At 64.8% G+C, this 23456-nt stretch carries 16 protein-coding genes; 14 read left to right on the top strand and 2 right to left on the bottom strand.

The features are described 5' to 3' along the window. The first annotated feature begins 1 nt into the window (after position 1). From ACF8SD_RS17755 to ACF8SD_RS17745, 3 genes are all read left to right on the top strand, one after another. Positions 2-598 carry a DUF924 family protein gene (locus ACF8SD_RS17755; protein WP_173891374.1) on the top strand — a complete coding sequence of 199 codons (597 nt, stop codon included), beginning with the start codon at positions 2-4 and terminating at the stop codon, positions 596-598. 227 nt (positions 599-825) lie between these two features. After that, positions 826-1080, top strand: coding sequence for an outer membrane protein assembly factor BamE (bamE, locus tag ACF8SD_RS17750; RefSeq protein ID WP_009681214.1), 255 nt, complete (start codon positions 826-828; stop codon positions 1078-1080). After that, positions 1077-1649, top strand: coding sequence for a lipocalin family protein (locus ACF8SD_RS17745; protein WP_173891373.1), 573 nt, complete (start codon positions 1077-1079; stop codon positions 1647-1649). The genes bamE and ACF8SD_RS17745 overlap by 4 nt, the downstream gene beginning before the upstream one ends. Before the next feature lie 276 nt (positions 1650-1925). Here the strand turns inward: ACF8SD_RS17745 and ACF8SD_RS17740 are convergent, their stop codons facing one another. Further along, on the bottom strand, positions 1926-3290 hold the full coding sequence (locus tag ACF8SD_RS17740; protein ID WP_392484908.1) for a formimidoylglutamate deiminase: 1365 nt from the start codon (positions 3288-3290) through the stop codon (positions 1926-1928). A gap of 144 nt (positions 3291-3434) precedes the next feature. On the opposite strand from ACF8SD_RS17740, the gene hutC reads away from it, so the two are divergent. The 7 genes from hutC (at position 3435) to hutG (ending at position 11859) form a co-directional block, all read left to right on the top strand. Continuing rightward, a complete protein-coding gene (hutC, locus tag ACF8SD_RS17735; RefSeq protein WP_173891755.1) occupies positions 3435-4145 on the top strand; it encodes a histidine utilization repressor in 711 nt (236 codons plus the stop codon). After that, positions 4142-4714 (top strand): HutD family protein, encoded by a 573-nt coding sequence (locus ACF8SD_RS17730; protein ID WP_173891371.1) that lies wholly within the window; start codon positions 4142-4144, stop codon positions 4712-4714. The genes hutC and ACF8SD_RS17730 overlap by 4 nt, the downstream gene beginning before the upstream one ends. 258 nt (positions 4715-4972) lie before the next feature. Beyond that, positions 4973-6646: a urocanate hydratase gene (gene hutU / locus ACF8SD_RS17725; RefSeq protein ID WP_173891370.1), complete on the top strand. Its 1674-nt coding sequence runs from the start codon at positions 4973-4975 to the stop codon at positions 6644-6646. A 105-nt stretch (positions 6647-6751) separates the two neighbouring features. Next, entirely contained in the window at positions 6752-8284 is a 1533-nt protein-coding gene (gene hutH / locus ACF8SD_RS17720) for a histidine ammonia-lyase (RefSeq protein ID WP_173891369.1), read from the top strand. Between the two features lie 136 nt (positions 8285-8420). After that, entirely contained in the window at positions 8421-9824 is a 1404-nt protein-coding gene (locus ACF8SD_RS17715) for an amino acid permease (RefSeq protein WP_173891368.1), read from the top strand. Between the two features lie 15 nt (positions 9825-9839). Continuing rightward, complete coding sequence (gene hutI / locus ACF8SD_RS17710; RefSeq protein WP_173891367.1) at positions 9840-11045, top strand: imidazolonepropionase; 1206 nt, start codon at positions 9840-9842, stop codon at positions 11043-11045. A gap of 10 nt (positions 11046-11055) precedes the next feature. Continuing rightward, positions 11056-11859: an N-formylglutamate deformylase gene (hutG, locus tag ACF8SD_RS17705; RefSeq protein ID WP_173891366.1), complete on the top strand. Its 804-nt coding sequence runs from the start codon at positions 11056-11058 to the stop codon at positions 11857-11859. 28 nt (positions 11860-11887) lie between these two features. Here the strand turns inward: hutG and ACF8SD_RS17700 are convergent, their stop codons facing one another. Continuing rightward, on the bottom strand, positions 11888-17341 hold the full coding sequence (locus ACF8SD_RS17700) for a dermonecrotic toxin domain-containing protein (protein ID WP_392484907.1): 5454 nt from the start codon (positions 17339-17341) through the stop codon (positions 11888-11890). A gap of 148 nt (positions 17342-17489) precedes the next feature. Here ACF8SD_RS17700 and pip point away from each other — a divergent pair, with 148 nt between their 5' ends. The 4 genes from pip to mdoH all read left to right on the top strand — a co-directional run bounded on the left by pip (position 17490) and on the right by mdoH (position 23455). Beyond that, positions 17490-18461, top strand: a complete 972-nt coding sequence (gene pip / locus ACF8SD_RS17695) for a prolyl aminopeptidase (protein WP_029885408.1) — start codon at positions 17490-17492, stop codon at positions 18459-18461. Then, on the top strand, positions 18458-18895 hold the full coding sequence (dtd, locus tag ACF8SD_RS17690) for a D-aminoacyl-tRNA deacylase (RefSeq protein ID WP_009684267.1): 438 nt from the start codon (positions 18458-18460) through the stop codon (positions 18893-18895). The genes pip and dtd overlap by 4 nt, the downstream gene beginning before the upstream one ends. A gap of 263 nt (positions 18896-19158) precedes the next feature. Next, positions 19159-20889 carry a glucan biosynthesis protein G gene (locus tag ACF8SD_RS17685; RefSeq protein WP_218581700.1) on the top strand — a complete coding sequence of 577 codons (1731 nt, stop codon included), beginning with the start codon at positions 19159-19161 and terminating at the stop codon, positions 20887-20889. Further along, a complete protein-coding gene (gene mdoH / locus ACF8SD_RS17680) occupies positions 20882-23455 on the top strand; it encodes a glucans biosynthesis glucosyltransferase MdoH (RefSeq protein WP_392484906.1) in 2574 nt (857 codons plus the stop codon). The genes ACF8SD_RS17685 and mdoH overlap by 8 nt, the downstream gene beginning before the upstream one ends. Position 23456: the final 1 nt, after the last annotated feature.

Here is a 23456-nt window from a genome sequence, read left to right as displayed (position 1 = left end):
CATGCTCGCACCTTGGCAGCCGTTGCTGGAATGGTGGTTCGGTTGGGGCACCAGTGCCCAGGCCGTGGCTGACGAGAAGAGCACGCTGTGGTTCGGCAAGCACCACGATGCCGAGGCCCATGCGCAGTTCGGTGAACTGGTTGAGCAGGCCCTGGCCGGCGGGCTCGACGAGTGGCAGCAAAGCCCGCAGGGCTGGTTGGGTCTGCTGCTGCTGCTGGATCAGCTGCCACGCATGATCTACCGCGACACGCCGCGCGCCTTCGAGGGTGACCGGCGTGCCCAGGTGGTGGCCATGCAGGGCCTGCAGAAGGGCTGGGACTACCAGCTGCTGCCGATCCAGCGGGTGTTCGTGCTGGTGGTGCTGGAGCACGCCGAGGTGCTGGATTGGCAAAACCTGTGCGTCGAGCGCTTTCAGGTGCTGCTGGCCGAGCAGCCCGAGGCCAGCCGCCGGTTGTTCGAAGGCTTCCTCGACTACGCCCAGCAGCACCAGCGGGTGATCGCCCGGTTCGGTCGCTTCCCGCACCGCAACCTGGTGCTGGATCGCCCGAGCACCAGCGAAGAGATGGACTTCCTGCTGGAGCCCGGGTCCAGGTTCTGAGATTGCAGGGCCCTGCTACGCAGGCCATCGCCACACAAGGCCGCTCCCACAAGGGGCGGCTTTTTTATTGCCCGTTAACTAATGCTTTGTGATTAATCGCACAGTAGTGGCCACCCGACCAATGGTGTAGGGGTATAGGGGGGAGGGCAGGGAACAAAGGAGGGATTTTCACGTCGAAGGTCACTGCAGGCCACTCGCCTGTCTCATCTACCCAGGAGTGTCCTTCAATGTCGTTGCGTTCCCTCGCCCTGTTGTCGCTGTGCGTCGTGCTGACTGCCTGCAGCAAAATCAACCAGGAAAACTATTCCAAGATCAAGGCCGGTATGAGCAAGGCCGAGGTCGAGCAGTTGCTCGGCACACCGACCGAATGTTCCGGCGCGTTGGGCATGAGCAGCTGCACCTGGGGGGACGAGAAGAGCTTCATCAGCGTGCAGTATGCGGCTGACAAAGTGCTGATGTACTCAGGGCAGGGCCTCAAATGAGGTGTGTGTACCTGCTGATGGCGGTCTGCCTGGCGGTGCTGCTGGGCGGTTGCGCGGGCTCTGTGCATGACCCGCTGGCGCCGAAAACCGCCGGCAACGTAGACCTCAAGCGTTACCAGGGCAAATGGTACGAGCTGGCACGCCTGCCCATGCGCTTCCAGGAGGGCTGCGAACAGTCCGAGGCCCATTACAACCTCAAGCCCGATGGCAGCTACGGGGTACTCAACCGTTGCCGCACCATGGGTGACGAATGGTTGCGCGCCGAGGGACATGCCAATATCCAGGAGCCGGGCCATACCGATAAGTTGTGGGTCGAGTTCGATAACTGGTTCACCAAGCTGGTGCCGGGCGTGGCGCGGGGTGAGTACTGGATTTTGTACGTCGACGAACGCTACCGCACTGCCATCGTCGGCAGCCCGGACCGTAAGTACCTGTGGATCCTGTCACGCACGCCGACCCTACCGGCCTGGCAGCGCGAGAACCTGTTGGCCAAGGCCCGCCAGCAGGGCTATGACACCAGCCGCTTGATCTGGCGCGCTTCCGACCAGCAAATCGTCAAGATGCATTGATGGCAGCGTTGCCGGCCTTATCGCCGGCAAGCCATCTCTCATAGAGCACTACATAACTTATAGATTTAGCAGGGGCCCTGTGGGAGCGGGCGTGTCGAGGCGTCGAACCGCCGCGAACACCGGCGGAGCCGGTGCAAGCCACCGCGGTGGATTTTTCGCGGGCGCGCCCGCTCCCACAGGCCCGCATCGCGCTTACGAATTGGACAGCGCAGCCCGTAGGGCTGTGTGAGCTCCCACAGGTGCTACGTAGTTCTCAAGCTTTGTGATGGCCCTGAATTACCCCAGCAACTGCCGCAGTACCTCGGCAAACGCCACCCGGCTTTGTTCCTCCTGGGCGTGCCGCCCCTGGCGCACTACCCACTGCCCATTCACCATCACATCGCGCACCTGGCGATCGCCGCCGGCAAACAGCCAGCGGTTGAGGATGGCATCACCCTCGGCCATCGCCAGGTAAGGGTCATGCCCGTCGAGCACCAGCCAGTCGGCACGTTTGCCCACGGCCAGCGCCCCGATTGGCTGCCCCAGAGCTTGGGCGCCGCCCGCCAGCGCGGCGTCATACAGGGTGCGCCCGACCATTGGCTGGTCGCCGCGATACAGGCGGTTGCGGCGCTGGTCACGCAGCCGCTGGCCATATTCCAGCCAGCGTAATTCCTCGACCACGCTCAGCGATACATGGCTGTCTGAACCAATGCCCATGCGCCCGCCCTGGGCCAGGAACTCCACGGCCGGGAAAATCCCGTCGCCCAGGTTGGCCTCAGTGGTCAGGCACAGGCCTGCCACTGCGCCGCTGCGGGCCATGGCTGCCACTTCGTCGGCTGCTGCGTGGGTGGCGTGTACCAGGCACCAGCGCCGGTCGACGTCGACATGCTCGTACAGCCACTGCAGGGGCCGCAGGCCGCTCCAGGCCAGGCAGTCGTCGACTTCCTTCTGCTGCTCGGCGATATGGATATGCACCGGTGCTTGCGTGTTGCTGGCCGCCAGCACTTCGGCGAGCTGCGCCGGCGCCACCGCCCGTAGCGAGTGGAAGCACAGGCCCAGGCGCTGCGCGGGCTGTGCGGCCAGCGCGGGGGCCAGTTGCGCCTGCAGTTGCAGGTACTGGTCGGTAGTGTTGATAAAGCGTCGCTGGCCGTGGTTCGGCGCCAGGCCGCCGAACCCGGCATGGCTGTACAGCACCGGCAACAAGGTCAGGCCGATACCACTGTCAGCGGCGGCCGCACTGATGCGGCGGGATAACTCGGCGGGGTCGGCGTAGGGCTTGCCGGCCTGGTCATGGTGCACATAGTGAAACTCGGCGACCGCGGTGTAGCCGGCCTTGAGCATCTCGATGTACAGCTGGCGGGCAATGACCTGCAGCTGTTCTGGGCTGACCTGGCCGACCAGCCGGTACATCAGGTCGCGCCAGGTCCAGAAGCTGTCGTTGGGGTTGCCAGCAACCTCGGCCAGCCCCGCCATGGCGCGTTGAAAGGCATGCGAGTGCAGGTTGGGCATGCCGGGGACCAAAGGCCCGGCGAGCCGTTCGGCCCCCTCAGGCGCAGCCCCAGGCTCGATACTGGCCACGTAGCCATCGCCGGCGACCTCGATGCGGACATGGCGGGCCCAGCCGCTGGGCAGCAGGGCACGTTCGGCGAAGTAGGCGGGCATGGTGCAAATCCTGTTATTGTTAGCTTGTATATACATATACAGGCGTTTGCCTGCCGGGTAAACTGCGGCAAGCTACCGCCCATTACATTTGCACAAGGATCCAACGCCGTGCCGACACCTCCTGTCTCCGCGCTGGTTGCCCAGATGGGCGAGGGCCCGGCGCCGCTGTATGCGCGGGTCAAACAGATGATCGCCCAGCAGATCGACAACGGCAGCTGGCCGCCGCATCACCGGGTCCCCTCGGAGAGCGAGCTGGTCAACGAGCTCGGCTTCAGCCGCATGACCATCAACCGCGCCCTGCGAGAACTCACGGCCGAAGGCCTGCTGGTGCGCATGCAAGGGGTGGGCACTTTCGTGGCTGAGCCCAAAGGTCGGTCGGCGCTGTTCGAGGTGAACAACATCGCCGACGAAATTGCCGCCCGTGGCCACAAGCATACGTGTCAGGTCATCACCCTCACCGAGGAAGCGGCCGGCTCCGAGCGCGCCCTGGCCTTGGACATGCGCGAGGGCCAGCGGGTGTTTCATTCGCTGATCGTGCATTTCGAGAACGGCGTGCCGGTGCAGATCGAGGACCGTTACGTCAATGCGGCGATCGCACCCGACTACCTCAAGCAGGATTTTACCCGGCAGACGCCCTACGCCTACCTGTCCCAGGTCGCGCCCTTGACCGAAGGCGAGCACGTGGTCGAGGCGATCCTCGCCGAGCCGGAGGAATGCCGGCTGCTGCAGATCGAGCGGGGCGAGCCTTGCCTGCTGATCCGGCGCCGCACCTGGTCGGGCCGCCAGCCGGTGACTGCCGCGCGGCTGATCCACCCCGGATCGCGTCATCGCCTGGAGGGGCGTTTCAGCAAATGAGCCAGTTGCAGGTGCTGCGCGCGCAGGATTACCCGCGCATGCCATGGAAGAACGGTGGCGGTTTCACTGAAGAAATCACCCGCGACAGCGGCGAAGGCCTGGACGGCTTCGGCTGGCGTCTGTCGATCGCCGATATCGAGGACTCGGGCGGCTTTTCCACGTTTGCCGGTTACCAGCGGATCATCACTGTGCTGCAGGGCGACGGCATGCGCCTGGTGGTGGACGGCCAGGCCAGCCGGCCTTTGCTGGCCTGCGATGCATTTGCCTTCAGTGGCGAGAGCCAGGTCAGTTGCAGGTTGCTGGGCGGGGCGATACGCGATTTCAACCTGATCTATGCGCCGCAGCGTTATCGCGCGCGGTTGCAGTGGCTGGACGGTACCCAGCGCATGTACAGCTCGGCGTCGACGGTGTTGCTGTTTGCGGCCTGTAGCCAGGTCGAGGTGGCCTTGGCTGGGCGTGAGACGCAGCGGCTGGGGTTGTATGACTGCCTGCGGCTGGAGGGCAACGAAGCGTTGCTGGAGCTGGATGTGCAGGGGCGGTGCTGCCTGATCGAACTCATTCCAACTTGAGATAGCCGGGGCTGCTTTGCATCCCAATCGCCGGCAAGCCAGCTCCCACAGGTATGCCACAAGTCTCGAAGGCTAAGGTTTACCTGTGGGAGCTGGCTTGCCGGCGATTGGGGCGCGCAGCGGCCCCTTTGTTGTCCTATCCATTCAGCGGACCGTTCCGATTATTTTGGTTGTCCATGCTTGTACATACAAGTAAAGGTGTGTTTGTATATCGACCACGACATACCCGCCCGCGGACGACCGCAGAGGACCCTTCCCGTGACCGACAACAATAAATACCGTGACGTTGAAATCCGTGCCCCACGTGGCAACAAGCTCACCGCCAAAAGCTGGCTCACCGAAGCGCCACTGCGCATGCTGATGAACAACCTCGACCCGCAGGTCGCGGAGAACCCGAAGGAGCTGGTGGTTTACGGGGGCATCGGCCGTGCCGCGCGCAACTGGGCGTGCTACGACAAGATCGTCGAAACCCTGACCCGCCTGGAAGACGACGAAACCCTGCTGGTGCAGTCGGGCAAGCCGGTCGGGGTGTTCAAGACCCACAGCAACGCCCCACGTGTATTGATCGCCAACTCCAACCTGGTGCCGCACTGGGCCAGCTGGGAGCACTTCAACGAGCTGGATGCCAAAGGCCTGGCCATGTACGGCCAGATGACCGCCGGCAGCTGGATCTACATCGGTAGCCAGGGCATCGTCCAGGGCACCTACGAAACCTTCGTCGAAGCCGGTCGTCAGCACTATGGCGGCAATCTGAAAGGCAAGTGGGTACTCACCGCCGGCCTGGGCGGCATGGGCGGTGCCCAGCCACTGGCGGCGACCCTGGCCGGGGCTTGCTCGCTGAACATCGAATGCCAGCAGAGCCGCATCGACTTCCGCCTGCAAACCCGCTACGTCGACGAGCAGGCCACCGACCTCGACGACGCCCTGGCCCGCATCGCCAGGTACACCGCCGAAGGCCAGGCAATCTCCATCGCCCTGCACGGCAACGCCGCCGAAATCCTGCCCGAACTGGTCAAGCGCGGCGTGCGCCCGGACATGGTCACCGACCAGACCAGCGCCCACGACCCACTCAACGGTTACCTGCCCGCAGGCTGGACCTGGGCACAGTACCGCGACCGCGCGCAGACCGAACCTGCGGCAGTGGTCAAGGCCGCCAAGCAGTCGATGGCCGTGCACGTGCAGGCCATGCTCGACTTCCAGAGGCAGGGCGTCCCGACGTTCGACTACGGCAACAACATCCGCCAGATGGCCAAGGAAGAAGGCGTAGCGAACGCCTTCGACTTCCCAGGTTTCGTACCCGCTTACATCCGCCCGTTGTTCTGCCGCGGCGTTGGCCCGTTCCGCTGGGCGGCGCTGTCCGGTGAGGCCGTCGACATCTACAAGACCGACGCCAAGGTCAAGGAGCTGATCCCCGACGACGCCCACCTGCACCGCTGGCTGGACATGGCCCGCGAGCGCATCAGCTTCCAGGGCTTGCCGGCGCGTATCTGCTGGGTTGGCCTGGGGCTGCGTGCCAAGCTGGGCCTGGCGTTCAACGAAATGGTCCGCAGCGGCGAGCTGTCGGCGCCGGTAGTGATTGGCCGCGACCACCTGGACTCCGGGTCGGTGGCCAGCCCCAACCGCGAAACCGAAGCCATGCGCGACGGCTCGGACGCTGTCTCCGACTGGCCGCTGCTCAACGCCTTGCTCAATACCGCAGGCGGCGCCACCTGGGTCTCGCTGCACCACGGTGGCGGCGTGGGCATGGGCTTCTCCCAGCACTCGGGCATGGTCATCGTCTGCGACGGTACCGACGAAGCCGCCGAGCGTATCGCCCGCGTGCTGACCAACGACCCGGGGACCGGTGTCATGCGCCACGCCGATGCCGGCTACGACATTGCCATCGACTGCGCCAGGGAGCAGGGCCTGGATCTGCCGATGATCACGGGCTGATCGCCGGCTTTGGCTCGCACCCCGCAAGGGGTGATACTCAACAACAAGAAGGAGCGCGCAGGCACCACAGACGGGCCTGTGGCTCCAAGCGACTGGAGTAGCAACGTGACCGAATTCACCCTCAAGCCAGGCACCCTGACCCTGGCCCAGCTGCGCGCCATTCACGCCGCGCCCGTGCGCCTGCAGCTGGCTGCCAGCGCCGCGCCAGCCATTGACGCCAGTGTGGCCTGCGTTGAGCAGATCATTGCCGAAGACCGCACCGCCTACGGTATCAATACCGGCTTTGGCCTGCTGGCGTCGACCCGTATCGCCAGCCACGACTTGGAAAACCTGCAACGCTCGCTGGTGCTGTCCCACGCTGCCGGTGTCGGTGCGCCGCTGGATGACGACCTGGTGCGGCTGATCATGGTGCTGAAGATCAACAGCCTCAGCCGCGGGTTCTCCGGCATTCGCCGCAAGGTCATCGACGCGCTGATCGCCCTGGTCAACGCCGAAGTCTACCCGCACATCCCGCTGAAAGGGTCGGTCGGGGCTTCCGGTGACCTCGCCCCCTTGGCGCACATGTCGCTGGTGCTGCTGGGCGAAGGCAAGGCACGCTACAAGGGCCAGTGGCTGTCAGCGACCGAAGCGCTGGCTGTGGCCGGCCTCGAGCCATTGACCCTGGCCGCCAAGGAGGGCCTGGCCCTGCTCAACGGCACGCAGGCTTCCACCGCCTATGCCCTGCGCGGCCTGTTCCAGGGTGAAGACCTTTACGCCGCCGCCATTGCCTGCGGTGGCCTGAGCGTCGAAGCCGCGCTGGGTTCGCGTTCGCCATTCGATGCGCGTATCCACGAAGTGCGGGGCCAGCGCGGCCAGATCGACACCGCGGCGTGCTTCCGCGACCTGCTGGGCGACGCCAGCGAAGTGTCGCTGTCGCACAAGAACTGCGACAAGGTGCAGGACCCGTATTCGTTGCGCTGCCAGCCGCAGGTCATGGGTGCGTGCTTGACCCAGTTGCGCCAGGCCGCCGAAGTGCTGGCGGTCGAAGCCAACGCCGTATCCGACAACCCGCTGGTGTTCGCTGCCGAAGGGGACGTGATTTCCGGCGGCAACTTCCACGCCGAGCCGGTGGCCATGGCCGCCGACAACATTGCCCTGGCCATCGCCGAAATCGGCTCGCTCAGCGAGCGCCGCATCTCGCTGATGATGGACAAGCACATGTCCCAGCTGCCGCCGTTCCTGGTGGAAAATGGCGGGGTCAACTCCGGCTTCATGATTGCCCAGGTGACCGCTGCTGCGCTGGCCAGCGAGAACAAGGCCTTGTCCCACCCGCACAGCGTCGACAGCCTGCCCACCTCGGCGAACCAGGAAGACCACGTTTCGATGGCCCCGGCTGCCGGCAAGCGCCTGTGGGAAATGGCCGAGAATACCCGAGGCGTCCTGGCCATCGAATGGCTGGGTGCCTGCCAGGGCCTCGACCTGCGCAAAGGCCTGAAGACCTCCACCAAGCTGGAGCAGGCGCGCCAGGCACTGCGCAGCGAAGTGCCGCACTACGACCGTGACCGTTTCTTTGCGCCAGACATCGAGAAGGCCGTGGAACTGTTGGCCAAGGGGAGCCTGACCGGTTTGCTGCCGGCCGGTGTGCTGCCAAGCCTGTAATGCCTCTGGGGCCGCCATGCGGCCCAATCGCCGGCCAGCCGGCTCCCACAGTGAGGGAGCTGGCTTGCCGGCGATCTGGCTGCAAGGCAGCCCCCCTCTCGACCTCACGACCACAAAAACAATTCAAGGACGTGACATGCAACAAGCTCAAGGTCTCAAGCGTGGGCTAAGCGCCCGCCACATCCGTTTCATGGCCCTCGGTTCGGCCATCGGCACCGGGCTGTTCTACGGCTCTGCCTCGGCCATCCAGATGGCCGGCCCAGCCGTGTTGCTGGCCTACCTGATCGGCGGCGCCGCCGTGTTCATGGTCATGCGCGCCCTCGGCGAAATGGCCGTGCACAACCCGGTGGCCGGCTCCTTCGGCCACTACGCCACCACCTACCTCGGCCCTATGGCCGGCTTCATCCTCGGCTGGACCTACGCCTTCGAGATGGTCATCGTCGCCATCGCCGATGTGACCGCCTTCGGCATCTACATGGGGTTCTGGTTCCCCGAGGTCGCCCGCTGGATCTGGGTGCTGGGCATCGTGTTCCTGATTGGCGGCCTGAACCTGTGCAACGTCAAGGTCTTTGGCGAAATGGAGTTCTGGCTGTCGTTGCTCAAGGTCGGCGCCATCGTGGCGATGATCCTCGCCGGCCTGGGCATCATGGCCTTCGGCTTCAGCCAGGTGGGCAGCGGGCAGGCCGTTGGCGTGAGCAACCTGTTCGACCATGGCGGCTTCATGCCCAATGGCGTCGGTGGCCTGATCGCCTCGTTCGCCGTGGTGATGTTCGCTTTTGGCGGCATCGAGATCATCGGTGTCACGGCCGGTGAGGCCAAAGACCCACAGCGCGTGATCCCCAAGGCGATCAACGCGGTGCCGCTGCGCATCTTGCTGTTCTATGTGCTCACCTTGTTCGTGCTGATGTGCCTGTACCCATGGCCGCAGATCGGTAGCCAGGGCAGTCCGTTCGTGCAGATCTTCAGCAACCTGGGCATCGGCTCGGCGGCTGCGGTGCTGAACGTGGTGGTGATCTCGGCGGCGATCTCGGCCATCAACAGCGACATCTTCGGTGCCGGCCGCATGATGTATGGTCTGGCCCAGCAAGGCCATGCGCCGCGCGGCTTCAGCAAGTTGTCCAGGCACGGCGTGCCGTGGATGACCGTGGTCGTGATGGGGGCCGCACTGCTGGTCGGCGTGCTGCTCAACTACCTTATCCCCGAGAACGTCTTCCTGCTGATCGCCTCGATCGCCACCTTCGCCACCGTCTGGGTGTGGTTGATGATCCTGGTTACCCAGGTGGCCATGCGCCGCAGCATGCGCCGTGAAGAGGTCGCCCAGCTGAAGTTCCCGGTACCGTTCTGGCCCTATGGCCCGGCCATGGCCATTGCCTTCATGGTGTTCATCTTTGGCGTGCTCGGTTACTTCCCGGACACCCAGGCGGCGTTGATCGTCGGTGTGGTCTGGGTGGTGTTCCTGGTGGCGTCCTACCTGCTGTGGTGCAAGCCGCGGGCAGGGCAGGGCCAGCCAGTTGCAGAGCCGGTTGAGCTACACCGCTAGTACAGGAGATTGTGCATGAGAACCCTCTGGCAGCACTGCCATGCGGCAACCATGGCCGAAGGCCGTTATTCGCTTATCGAAGATGCGGCCATCGTCACCCACGCCGGGCTGATCGAATGGATCGGCCCGCGGGCCGGGCTGGGCCCGGTCGAGGCCGAGCGCACGGTGGACCTGGGCGGCGCCTGGGTCACCCCCGGGCTGATCGACTGCCATACCCACGCGGTATTCGGTGGCAACCGCAGTGGCGAGTTCGAACAGCGCCTGCAAGGCGTCAGCTATGCCGAAATCGCCGCTCAGGGCGGGGGCATTGCCAGCACCGTGCGGGCCACCCGCGCGGCCAGCGAGGATGAACTGTTCGCCAGTGCGCGCCAGCGGGTTCAAGCCTTGATGCGCGACGGCGTGACAACCCTTGAGGTCAAATCCGGCTACGGCCTGGACCTGGCCAACGAACGCAAGATGCTGCGCGTGGCCAGGCGGCTGGCGGATGCCCTGCCACTGACGGTGCGGGCCACCTGCCTGGCTGCTCATGCCTTGCCACCGGAGTACACCGGCCGGGCGGACGACTACATCACGCACATCTGCGACGAACTGCTGCCAAGCCTGGTCGGCGAAGGCCTGGTGGACGCAGTGGACGCCTTCTGCGAACACCTGGCGTTCACCCCGGCCCAGGTCGAGCGGGTGTTCATCAAGGCGCGGGCATTGGGGGTGCCGGTCAAGCTGCACGCCGAACAGTTGTCTTCGCTACACGGCTCCAGCCTGGCTGCGCGTTACCGGGCGCTGTCGGCCGACCACCTGGAATTTATGACTGAAGAAGACGCCATGGCCATGGCCAAGGCGGGCACGGTCGCGGTGCTGCTGCCGGGCGCTTTCTATTTTTTGCGCGAAACGCAACTGCCGCCGATGGACGCCTTGCGCCGCCATGGGGTGAAGATCGCCCTTGCCAGCGACCTCAACCCGGGTACCTCGCCCGTGTTGTCGCTGCGGTTGATGCTGAACATGGGCTGTACGTGCTTGCGTATGACGCCGGAAGAAGCCCTGGCCGGCGTCACGGTGCATGCCGCCACCGCGCTGGGCCTGGGTGACAGCCACGGCTCGCTGGAAGTTGGCAAGGTGGCCGACTTCGTCGCCTGGCAGGTCGAGCGCCCCGCCGATCTGGCGTACTGGCTCGGCGGCGACCTGCCCAAGCGCGTGGTGCGCAGTGGCCATGAGATTTCCAATTGAGGGAGGCAAGATGGACAAGGTATTGAGTTTCCACCAGGGGCATTTGCCGTTGCTGATCAGCATGCCCCACGCCGGCCTCAAGCTGACCCCGGCCGTAGACCAGGGCCTGGTCGACCAAGCGCGCAGCCTGCCCGACACGGATTGGCACATACCACGTCTTTACGACTTTGCCCGGGAACTGGGGGCCAGCGTGGTCGCCGCGCAATATTCGCGGTTCGTCATCGACTTGAACCGCCCGGCTGACGACAAACCGTTATATGCCGGCGCTACAACCGGCTTGTATCCGGCCACGCTGTTCGATGGCGAGCCTTTGTTCAAGCAGGGGCTGGAGCCCACTGCCGAAGCGCGCAGGGCCTGCCTGGCGACAATCTGGCAGCCTTATCACCAAACGATCCGCAATGAGCTGGCGCGCCTGCGGGAAACCTACGGCTACGCGCTGCTGTGGGATGCCCACTCGATTCGTTCGCTGATCCCGCACCTGTTCGAAGGCAAGCTGCCGGACTTCAACCTGGGCACGTTCAATGGCGCCAGTTGCGACCCGGGCCTGGCCGAGCGGCTGGTGCAGGTGTGCAGCCAAGCCCAGGGTTACAGCCATGTGCTTAACGGGCGCTTCAAGGGCGGCCACATCACCCGGCATTACGGCGACCCGGCGCATGACATCCATGCCGTACAGCTGGAGCTGGCGCAAAGCACCTACATGGAAGAGCAGGAGCCGTTTACCTACCGCGAAGACCGCGCCCAGCCGACGCGCGAGGTGTTGAAGGCGTTGCTCCAGGCCGCATTGGCATGGGGCCGGGAGCATCACGGCAAGTAATGGGCGGCGCGCCGTCGCGTGGGTTTACTCAGCTGTTACCCACGAAGGTGAGGGTGAGTTCGCGCAGCAGCGCCAGTTCTTCCTGGTGCTTGTCCTCCCAAAGGCCCTGCTGCAGAGCGACTTCCTCGTGCAGCGGGTGCTCGCTGCCGGACAGCTCCAGTACCCGCTGGCGGTAACGGGCCTCTATCTGCGCGAAGCGCGGCGCATGTTCGCCGCGCAGGCGCTGGGTCCAGCCGGAATTGGCCAGCAGGTAATCGATGAACACTTCACTGTGTTCGCTCTGGCGCACGCTTTCCAGTACCCGCGACAGCTCGCCTCGGGCCAGGTTTGCGGCCCCGCGAAAACGCATGCTGTCGGCGATCGGCAGGTCCAGCTCCCTGGCCAGCTCGCGACGGTAGGCCAGGCGCACCGAGACCAGGTCGCCTGAACCGGTGCGCGTGGCAGCAAGCTTTTCCAGCTGGTCGACGCGGAACAGCCGTAACAGGCGCTGGTGAAGGCTGTGCAGGGTATCGCCAGCGTCGATCAGCAGGCGGTTGGCCATGAGGTACAGTTCGATGTTGTTGAACTCCTGAAGTGCGCCGTCGTGGCACGTCTGCGACCCCGTTTCAGGGTCGGGCAGCGCCGCTGCGGCAATGCTTTCCATGATCGGCCGTTCATCCTGGTTGGCTGCGGCAGCCACCAGCATCAGGCGCACCCGCGCACAGAAGTCGCCCCGGGTGGTGGGGTCGACGAACGGCGCGGCATTGTGCAAACGGCCTGCCAGCCGCAGCAGGTCGCTGCCCTCCAGCTGTTGCCAGCAGCTGCGCAAGGCTTCGTTCTGAGCCTCGTCACCCAGCAGCCAGTCTTCGAGCCTGGGGGTGTCGTCGCCCTGCAACGGGAAATGTGGGTGGTCGAGCGAGCCTTCACTGGAGGAGTTGACCAGCATCAGGTTGTCTGGGATGTCCAGGGCGAACGAGTAACTGCGCTGGCTATCCGAGTAGGCCCGCACGCGCAGGATGGTGGCGTCGGGCAAGGGGTTGTCGAACAACGAAATCGACGAAATCGGCATGGCGTTGTTCAGGTTGGAGAGGATGTGCTCGGGCAGTTGGGTGATGTTATTCGAGCTGAGGTCCAGCAACTCCAGGGGTAGCAGCGCGTCACACCAGTCTGGCCACGCGTGCAGGTTCATGTTGGTCAGTTCGAGGGACGTCAGGTTGGAGGACAACCGCGCAGGCACCTGGGTGATGCTGCCGATGCGGTTGCCAGACAGGTCGAGCGAGGTCAGGTGCTCAAGCTCGGCAAAGGTTTCCAGCATGGTCTGGTCGACCTCCAGGCCCATGTTGCGAAACTCCAGGTAGGTCAGGCGCGGCAGGCGTGGCAAGGCCGATGCCAGTGCAGGCGTAGCACCTTGGTGGGCATCGATGGTCAGGCGGGTGATGTTCGGAAAGCGGGCAAGCAGTTCGCTGAGTTGTGCTGAAGTGCCACTGAGGCGGGTCAGGGTCATCGCATGCACACGCTCGCCGAAGAACGCCGGAAGGCGGCGCGGGAAGTGTTCGATGGCAACGTCCTCCAGTTGCAGGCGAAGGTATTGCTGGCCCTGCTCCTGGCGCTCCCAGAATGCGTTTATCGCCGTTGCCATACGCTGCCGGTCGGTCAGGGCCGCCTGGGTCAACGGGTTGCTCGAACTCGAGGCCTGGACCCAGCCATCGATCGCATCGCGCATGAGTTGCCGCTCGCTGCGGATGCGTTCCAGCCGTTGGTTCAGCGCCAGGGGCTGATCCACGGTGACCTGGGCCGTTTCCGGGCGTTCGTTGAGCAGCAGGCGTTGCAGGTGCATTTCATTGATGGGGTTGCCTTGCAGCGAAATCACCGGCGCGCGTTGCAGCGGCGTCTCCCCCAGCAGGAACGCGGGCAGTGACGTCAGGTTGTTGTCCTGTAACGACAGGTGCCCGATACGATTCAGGGTTTCGCTGTCGATACCGGTGGGCCATTGGCTCAGTTGCATCCGGTTCAAGCCCAGGTAATCCAAGGTAAACCAGTGGAAGCTGGCCCTGTCGATGCCTTGCTGCAGGCGGTTGCCACTGAGGTCCAGATGGGTAAGCCGTGCATGGCCTGCCAGCTCGCCAAGGTGGCTGTTGCTGAACGCCAGGTTCTGGTTGGTCATGGCCAGCCTGCGCAGGTTCGGCAGGGTCGAGGCAATGGTCGGCACGCTGGGCAGCAGCAGCGAGGGGGTTGCTCTGGGGTTGTACGGCCTGCTGATTTCCAGTGCTTCCAGCCCGGGCATCAGCCGCAGCAAGCGTTGCATCAGCCGCTCGCTCTGGCCCCAACCTGCCAGGGTGCCGCTTGGTAGGTCGAGCAGGTGCAGGCTGCGCACGCGGCGGTAGAAGAAATCGGGCAGGGTCAGCGGGATGTCAGTCAGCGGTACGCCTTGCACGCGCAGTTCGGCACCGAGCGCGGCATCATCCTCCAGGGCGGTGTCGTACCAGTGCTGCATGATCGCTTCACGCAGGGTGTCATAGGTGCGGGCCGCCTGGTCGGAGGCCGGTGAAATGGCTTCGCTCCAGTCGTCCAGGCTGCGTTGCAAGGCGTTGCGTTGCTCCATCAGCGTGGTCAGGTATTCGAGGATCTGCAGCCGGTTGCGGCCGTTGGCGGCAAGCGACATCAGCACCTGCTCGGCCGGCCTGCCGGTGCGCTCCGGAATGCCGGTGGCCCTGAGCGTGCTCAGCAGGTGCTGGCGCATGCTGCCCTGGTTTTGGTCATCACCGCTGCTCAAACGGTAGCCAACGCGGCCATCGGCAAGACGCATCGGCGAGCGATAGCCGGGCCGGGGCGGTTGCATGCCCAACGCATCGCGCAAGGCCGGGCGGGGTAACAGCGGGCTCTGTTGCAGCAGGTGCTGAAGGGCCTCGCCGCTGGCGACGCCCAGGCCTTGCATGGCTTCGGGCAAGGCTGCATGCAGCGCGCTGAAGAGCTGCGGGTAGCGACGCACCGCCGCCCCAGGCTCGCCCTGCGCGTGAACGATGTAGCCGGCCGGCGAGTGGGTGATGGTCGCCCAGGGGCTGCTGCCGTGCGCGCCGATGGCATGGTCCTGGTCGGGCCAGTGACTGCGCTGCAACAGGCGCAGCCGCGTGTCTGCGGGCCAGCCCGGCAGGCGGGGCAAGGTTTGCATGATCAGCCGGTCGCTGTCCCAGCTTTGCGCGCCGGCCAGGTACAGGCCCTCATAAGCGCGGGCAAGGCGCACGTGTTGTTGGTAGGCGCGAATTTCCTCGGCCAGGTGCAGAGGCACCTTGCCGGCACCCAGGGCTTGCAGGTCAATGGCACTCGCGTTGCGCACCAGTTCATCGATGATCGGCGCTGGCAGGCTGGGGTAGACCCGGCGGATCACCTCGCTGGTGGCCGGTAGGGGGGTAGCGAGGCGCGCGTACGCCGTGGTGAACGCTGCAGGCCAGGCGCTTTGGTCTGGCAACTGGCGGATGTGGGCATCCAGCTTGAACCGCTGCAGGGTGTCTTCCAGCAGTGCGGGCAACCGCCGGTTGTGGGCCAGGCAGTGGCGCAACGTGTCTTCGTGGATATCGCAGACGTGCAGGATCCGCTGCAAGGTCGCTTCATCGAAAGACCCGCTCAGGTGCCCCAGGCGGCGCAGCAGGCGTGCGCCGTCCCAGTTTTGGGGCTGCTCGGACTCCAGCAACCATGCCCCTGCACCATTGTGCAGCGCTTTGGGCTGGTAGCCTGCCGGGCGGGTCGGGTGTTCAAGGCGGTAACCCGTCGCAGCGGGGGTCACCGAGTAGACCCGGTTTTCCACGGGCAGCCAGGTTTTGCCGCCGTAGTGAAGCAGGCCGGATTCGTCTGGCTCCAGCCCACCCGGCAATACCCGGTCGTGGGCGAAGGGCGCCAGGTCCGCGTGCCACAGGCGGCGCTCGCCGTCGGCCAGGTCGATCGGCTGCAGTTCCTCGATGAATGATGGCGTCTCCACGGGGATCCGCTCGACCACCGGGGTAGCCTGCCCCCCGCCGGCTGCCGCGAGTGCGGCCATGATGGCGACGTTGTCGATCACGTCCATCAAGTAGTCGAATGCCTGCTGGCGATCACCGTCGAGCCAGCTGTCGATGCCCTCGAACGTTTCATTGGCCAGTTGCAGGGCCGTTACCCCAAGCATCGCGGCGCCGAGCGGGGGGATGAACAGGGCGGCAACGTTCAGGCTGACGAAGGCCAGGGCCTTGAAGTAGTCAAGGTGGCGTTGCGCAGTCTTGCCGTTTTGCATGGCTGTCGGCACCGCATGGAACAGCCCGTCATCCCTCAGCCGCTTCTGCCGTTGGCAGGCCAGCTCGTCCAGGTACGGGCGGGTGAAGGGCTGCACGTGCAGACGCACCTGCGCGTTGGCGATGCGCTCCAGGAAGGAGCGCTTGTGCCGATCGGGTAGCAGGCGCTGGCATTCCGGGCGGCGGAACGCAGGCAACTGTTCACGCAGGAACGCTTCGGCATCGGCCCTACTGGCGTGCTGGGTCAACGGCTCGGGCATGCCGGGCAGGTAAAGCACCACCCAACCCGCATACGGGTACACCGGCCCTGGTGGGAATCGGCCGGCGCCCACTGGCCGGCGTGCGTCGAGGCCAATCGCCATGGCCCCGGTCAGAGGAACATGCAGCAACTCGATGCCCGCACACAGAACCGGGCGGCCATCGTGTTCAACCTTTGGCTCACTGGCGAGCTTGAGCAAGGTTGCATGGAGGGCCGTGTCGATCCGGCCCAGCAGGCAGGCGTGGTGAACCTGCAGCTCGAATGTGGAGCGCTCGGCAGCCTTGAACACGCCGGCAATGGCCGGCGCGTTGGGCTGCTCGTCCGGTGGGTCGAGCGCGTCGAGCAGCCGTTGATACTTGCCGCCGATATCCAGCTCGCGTGCCAGGGCCGCGAACGCTTCCGCGACGATGGGCAGTTGCACCGCCTGGGAGGCCAGGCCAACGTCGTTGCTATCGAGAATGGCCGAGGCTTGGCCGCCGGCGCGCAAGCCGTTGGGCTGGGCCTCGAAGGCCTCGAAGTTCTGCAAGGCACTGTGCAGCAGGGGTTGGGTGGCCAGCTTGAGCGCGCGGGACGAGGTGACGAAAGGATCGCCGCCAGGGCTGGAGAGCGCCTCGGTAAGGGCGGCCGCCCTGTTCAGGTTCATCAGGTAGGTACGCTCGACATCGAGTGTGGTGCCGAAGCGCTGGCTGACCGCGGTGGACAGCAGCTCGGTGGCATAGCGCTGCAGGTCGGGCAGGGTTGCCAGGAGTGCGCTCAGGTTCGCCTCGGCTTGCACGTGTTGGCCATAGGTTTGCACCAGGGCCTTGGCTACCGTTGGGTTTGCCAGGCATGCGCGTTCCAGCCTGTGGTCGCGCTGGCTGGCCGCTTGGCGCAGCTGGCGGCGCTGCTCTGGCCGGGCGTCGACCACCCAGGCGGGTAGCTTGCTGCTGACCAACTGGTGGTAGAAGTCGGGCTCGCAGGCTGCAGGTTTGGTGGAATCGATCATGGGGAGTCTCACTTCGAGGGTGTTCCCCGATGCTAGGGAGGCTCGCCTGCGCCCTGCACATAAGATGATCTCGCTTAGGTACATGCTCTAAGCGCAATTCAGGTTTATGATGGCCAACGGCCGAATATATCCTCACACGGAGTGCGCGATGCAGACCCTCTACCCGCAGATCAAACCCTACGCCCGGCACGATCTGGCCGTGGAAGCGCCGCATGTGTTGTATGTCGACGAAAGCGGCTCGCCGGAAGGTTTGCCCGTGGTATTCATCCACGGTGGCCCTGGCGCTGGTTGCGACGCCCAGAGCCGCTGCTATTTTGACCCCAATCTGTATCGCATCATCACTTTCGACCAGCGCGGCTGTGGCCGCTCCACGCCCCATGCCAGCCTGGAGAACAACACCACCTGGCACCTGGTCGAAGACATGGAGCGTATCCGCGAGCACCTGGGTATCGATAAATGGGTGCTGTTCGGTGGCTCGTGGGGCTCCACCTTGGCCCTGGCTTACGCCCAGACCCACCCCGAGCGGGTGCATGGCCTGATCCTGCGCGGCATATTCCTGTGCCGGCCGCAGGAAATCCAGTGGTTCTACCAGGAGGGCGCCAGTCGCCTGTTCCCCGACTACTGGCAGGACTACATTGCGCCGATCCCCGCACAGGAGCGTGGAGACCTGGTGGCGGCCTTCCACAAACGCCTTACCGGCAATGACCAGATCGCCCAGATGCACGCCGCCAAGGCCTGGTCCACCTGGGAAGGTCGCACCGCCACCCTGCGCCCCAATCCGCTGGTGGTCGACCGCTTCTCCGAGCCGCAGCGGGCCCTGTCGATTGCCCGTATCGAATGTCACTTCTTCATGAACAACGCGTTCCTCGAGCCGGACCAGTTGATCCGCGACCTGCCGAAAATCGCCCATTTGCCGGCAGTGATCGTGCACGGCCGCTACGATGTGATCTGCCCGCTGGACAACGCCTGGGCCCTGCACCAGGCCTGGCCGAACAGCGAGCTGAAGGTGATCCGTGACGCTGGCCATGCGGCCTCCGAGCCTGGCATTACCGATGCACTGGTCCGTGCCGCCGACCAAATGGCACGCCGCTTGCTCGACCTGCCGCTGGAAGAAGCATGAGGGGCCTGCTGCAACGGGTGCGTGGGGCGCGGGTAGAAGTCGCGGGCGAGGTGGTAGGTGCCATCGACCAGGGGTTGCTGGTGCTGGTTGCTGTAGAGCCTGAAGATTCCCGCGAACACGCCGATAAGCTTTTGCACAAGCTGTTGAACTACCGGGTGTTCAGCGACGAGCAGGGCAAGATGAACAAGTCGCTCAAGGATGTGGGCGGCGGCTTGCTGCTGGTGTCGCAGTTCACCTTGGCGGCAGACACCCGCAACGGCCTGCGCCCGAGCTTCTCGACGGCTGCGCCGCCGGCGCTCGGGGCCGAACTGTTCGACTATCTTTTGCAGCAGGCCAACAGCCAATATGCCCCTGTGGCCAGCGGCCGTTTTGGCGCAGACATGCAGGTGCATCTGGTAAATGATGGCCCTGTGACATTTATGTTACAAATTTGAGGTCAATAAACCCCTTGTTCACAGGAAAACAAGGGGTTTTGTACGATAAATAGTTGTTCCAGCCTGATGCGTTGTCACGCGACCTGCTGGATAATCGCGCGCTGCATGGACCTGCGTTCGCAGGTTCGTTTCACTCTGACTCGAGCATTGTCTGGAACCGTTTGGGGAATCATTACGCCCTCTCGGGGTCCGAACAGTGCTCGCCAACCCGGCATTTGTCGCTGGCCGTTGGTTTCATGATCTGTTTTCGGCGAGGGTTGCTCGTGATTGTTAGTCCCCAAAAAGCATCAAGAATCCCCGGCATCCGGTTGCGCAAGGCCCTGATGGCCAGCATGGCCCTGGTTGGCCTGATGAGCGCGGGCCAGCTGTGGGCATTCAATCTTGACGATGTTGCAGCCAAGGCAAAGGATCTGGCCGGCCAGAAGTACGAGGCACCGAAAAGCAACCTGCCGGCAGTGTTCCGCGACATGAAGTTCGCTGACTACCAGAAGATCCACTTCCTGCAGGAAAAGGCCGAGTGGGCCAAGGACAAGACCCCGTTCAAGCTGTCCTTCTACCATCAGGGCATGCACTTCGACACACCGGTGAAAATCAACGAAGTCACCGCGACCAAGGTCGAGGAAATCAAGTACGACCCGAGCCGTTTCGAGTTCGGTGACGTGCCACACGACCCGGATACCACCAAGAACCTGGGGTACGCCGGTTTCCGCGTGCTTTACCCGATCAACAAGGCAGACAAGCAGGACGAAATCATGACCCTGCTGGGTGCCAGCTACTTCCGCGTAGTCGGCAAGGGCCATGTATACGGCCTGTCGGCCCGTGGCCTGGCCATCGACACCGCGCTGCCGTCGGGCGAGGAGTTCCCGCGCTTCACCGAGTTCTGGGTCGAGAAGCCCAAGCCGGCTGACAAGCACTTGGTGATCTACGCCCTGCTGGACTCGCCGCGTTCCACCGGCGCCTACAAACTGATCCTGCGCCCAGGTACCGACACCGTGGTCGACGTGCAGTCCCGCGTGTTCCTGCGTGATCAGGTCAGCCGCCTGGGCATTGCCCCGCTGACCAGCATGTACCTGTTCGGCCCTAACCAGCCGTCCAAAGTGCTCAACTACCGCCCGGCACTGCATGACTCCGAAGGCCTGTCCATCCACGCTGGCAACGGCGAGTGGATCTGGCGCCCGCTGAACAACCCGAAACACCTGTCGGTCAGCAACTTCAGCGTGGAAAACCCGCGCGGTTTCGGCCTGATGCAGCGTCAGCGTGCCTTCAGCGACTACGAAGACCTCGACGACAACTACCAGAAGCGCCCAAGCGCCTGGATCGAGCCGAAGGGTGACTGGGGCAAGGGTACCGTCGACCTGGTCGAAATCCCGACTGCCGACGAGACCAACGACAACATCGTGGCGTTCTGGAGCCCGGAAAAGCTGCCTGAACCCGGCAAGCCGTTCGAGTACGCCTATCGTCTGCACTTCACCATCGATGAACCCAAGTTCCAGGCCCCTGACCTGGGCTGGGTCAAGCAGACCCTGCGCTCCACGGGTGACGTCAAGCAGTCCAACCTGATCCGCCAGCCAGACGGCAGCGTGGCCTTCGTGGTCGACTTCGATGGCCCGGCGCTGGCTGCCCTGCCTGAGGACACTCCGCTGCGCAGCCAGGTCAGCGTGGGCGACAATGCTGAAGTGGTCGAGAACAATCTGCGCTATAACCCAGAGACCAAGGGCTGGCGCCTGACCCTGCGGCTGAAGGTCAAAGAGGCCAACAAGTCGACCGAAATGCGTGCCGCGCTGGTGCGTGATGTGCCAGCCGAACCGGCCAAGCCTGCCCAGGACGCCAAGCAGGACAAGGCCACCGCCAAGCCTGCCAAGGCCGACAAAGCGGACAAGGCCGCCAAGGCCGAACAACCTGCCGCCGACGCGGCGCCCACCAACGGGGCCCCGGCCACCACCGAGAAGGTGCTGACCGAGACCTGGAGCTATCAGTTGCCTGCCGATGAGTAACTCAAGCGCAAGGCCGGAATCGCTTGGCGAGTACCTGGCCCACCTACCACTGGGCGACGAGCAGCGGGCAGAACTGGCCAGCTGCACCTCGTTCAGTGAACTGCACCAACGCCTGGCGGCCAACCCGGCCGCCAGCCCTGCCGAGGCCGTGCAGGCCTCGGTGGGCCCGCGCCTCACCGTAGGCAGCGCCGCCGAGCTGGAAGAGGCCGAAATGCTCGGCGTCGACGGCAGCGGCCGCCTGTGCCTGAAGATTGCCCCGCCGATCAAGCGTACCAAGGTCGTGCCGGAGCCGTGGCGCACCAACCTGTTGGTCCGCATGTGGCGCCGCATGACCGGGCGCCCCAATGCACCGCAGCCGCCCAAGCGCGAGCTCCCGGCAGCGCGCTGGCGTACGGTCGGCTCGATCCGCCGTTACATCCTGCTGGCCCTGATGATCGGTCAGACCATCGTTGCCGGCTGGTACATGAAGAGCATCCTGCCGTACCAGGGTTGGTCGTTCGTCGACCTCGACGAAGTGCTCAACCAGCCGTTGTGGGATACGGTGGTGCAGGTATGGCCCTATGCCTTGCAGACTTCCATCCTGATCCTCTTCGGCATCCTGTTCTGCTGGGTGTCGGCGGGCTTCTGGACCGCGCTGATGGGCTTCCTGGAGCTGCTCACCGGGCGCGACAAGTACAAGATCTCCGGCAGCAGCGCTGGCAACGAGCCGATTGCGCCCGAGGCGCGTACCGCGCTGGTGATGCCGATCTGCAACGAGGACGTGCCGCGGGTATTCGCCGGCCTGCGGGCGACGTTCGAATCGGTGGCCGCCAGTGGCAACCTCGACCGTTTCGACTTCTTCGTGCTCAGCGACACCAACGACACCGACATCGCCGTGGCCGAACAGCAGGCCTGGCTGGACGTATGCCGTGAAACCAAGGGCTTTGGCCGGATCTTCTACCGCCGCCGCCGGCGGCGCGTGAAGCGCAAGAGCGGCAACCTCGACGACTTCTGCCGTCGCTGGGGTGGCGAGTACAAGTACATGGTCGTGCTCGACGCCGACAGCGTCATGAGTGGCGAATGCTTGAGCAGCCTGGTGCGCCTGATGGAGGCCAACCCGGACGCCGGTATCATCCAGACCGGGCCGAAAGCCTCGGGCATGGACACCCTGTATGCGCGCATGCAGCAGTTCGCCACCCGCGTGTACGGTCCGCTGTTCACTGCCGGGCTGCATTTCTGGCAGCTGGGCGAGTCGCACTACTGGGGCCACAATGCGATCATCCGCATGAAGCCGTTCATCGAGCACTGCGCGCTGGCGCCGTTGCCGGGCAAGGGGGCCTTCGCCGGCGCCATCCTGTCCCACGACTTCGTCGAAGCGGCGTTGATGCGCCGTGCCGGCTGGGGCGTGTGGATCGCCTACGACTTGCCGGGCAGCTACGAAGAGCTACCGCCGAACCTGCTTGACGAGCTCAAGCGTGACCGTCGCTGGTGCCACGGCAACCTGATGAACTTCCGCCTGTTCCTGGTCAAGGGCATGCACCCGGTTCACCGCGCGGTGTTCCTGACAGGGGTCATGTCGTACCTGTCGGCACCGTTGTGGTTCCTGTTCCTGGTACTGTCGACCGCGCTGCTGGCGACCAACACGCTGATGGAGCCGCAGTACTTCATCGAGCCGTACCAGCTGTACCCGCTGTGGCCACAGTGGCACCCGGAAAAGGCCGTGGCGCTGTTCTCCACCACCATCGTGCTGCTGTTCCTGCCCAAGCTGCTCAGCGTCATCCTGATCTGGGCCAAGGGCGCCGTCGAGTTCGGCGGGCGAGTCAAGGTCACCTTGTCGATGCTGATGGAGATGCTGTTCTCCATGCTGCTGGCGCCCGTGCGCATGATCTTCCACACCCGCTTCGTCCTGGCCGCGTTCCTCGGTTGGGCGGCGACCTGGAACTCGCCGCAGCGCGACGACGACTCCACACCGTGGAGCGAAGCGGTGCGTCGGCATGGCCCGCAGACGCTGCTGGGCATCGCCTGGGCCGGGCTGGTGGCATGGCTGAACCCAAGCTTCCTGTGGTGGCTGGCGCCGATCGTCGGTTCGCTGATGCTGTCGATCCCGGTATCGGTCATTTCCAGCCGCACCCGCCTGGGGCTGGCGGCCAAGGACGAGAAGCTGTTCCTGATCCCCGAGGAATACGCGACGCCGCAGGAGCTGCTGGCGACCGACCAGTACACCCACGAAAACCGCTGGCATGCCCTGCATGACGGTTTCGTGCACGCAGTGGTCGACCCGCGGCAGAACGCCCTGGCCTGCGCCATGGCCACGGCCCGCCACGGGCAGGCGGCGCCGATCGAGGCGCTGCGTGCCGAGCGCGTGGCCAAGGCCATCGAGGTCGGGCCGAAAGGGCTGGACCTCAATACCCGCCTGGCGTTGCTCAGCGACCCGGTCGCCTTGAGCCGCCTGCACGAGCGGGTCTGGGCCGAGCACAATGCGGCGTGGATCGATGTGTGGCGTGCCTCCATCAAGAACGACCCGCATTCGCCGCTGCTGCCGTTGCATCCGGAGAATGAAGGCCAGCCGGCACTCGCCGGGGCCTGAC

The sequence above is a fragment of the Pseudomonas sp. CJQ_9 genome (genome assembly GCF_043106615.1).
GTDB lineage: Bacteria > Pseudomonadota > Gammaproteobacteria > Pseudomonadales > Pseudomonadaceae > Aquipseudomonas > Aquipseudomonas juntendi.
This window is presented reverse-complemented; position numbering and strand designations above follow the sequence as displayed.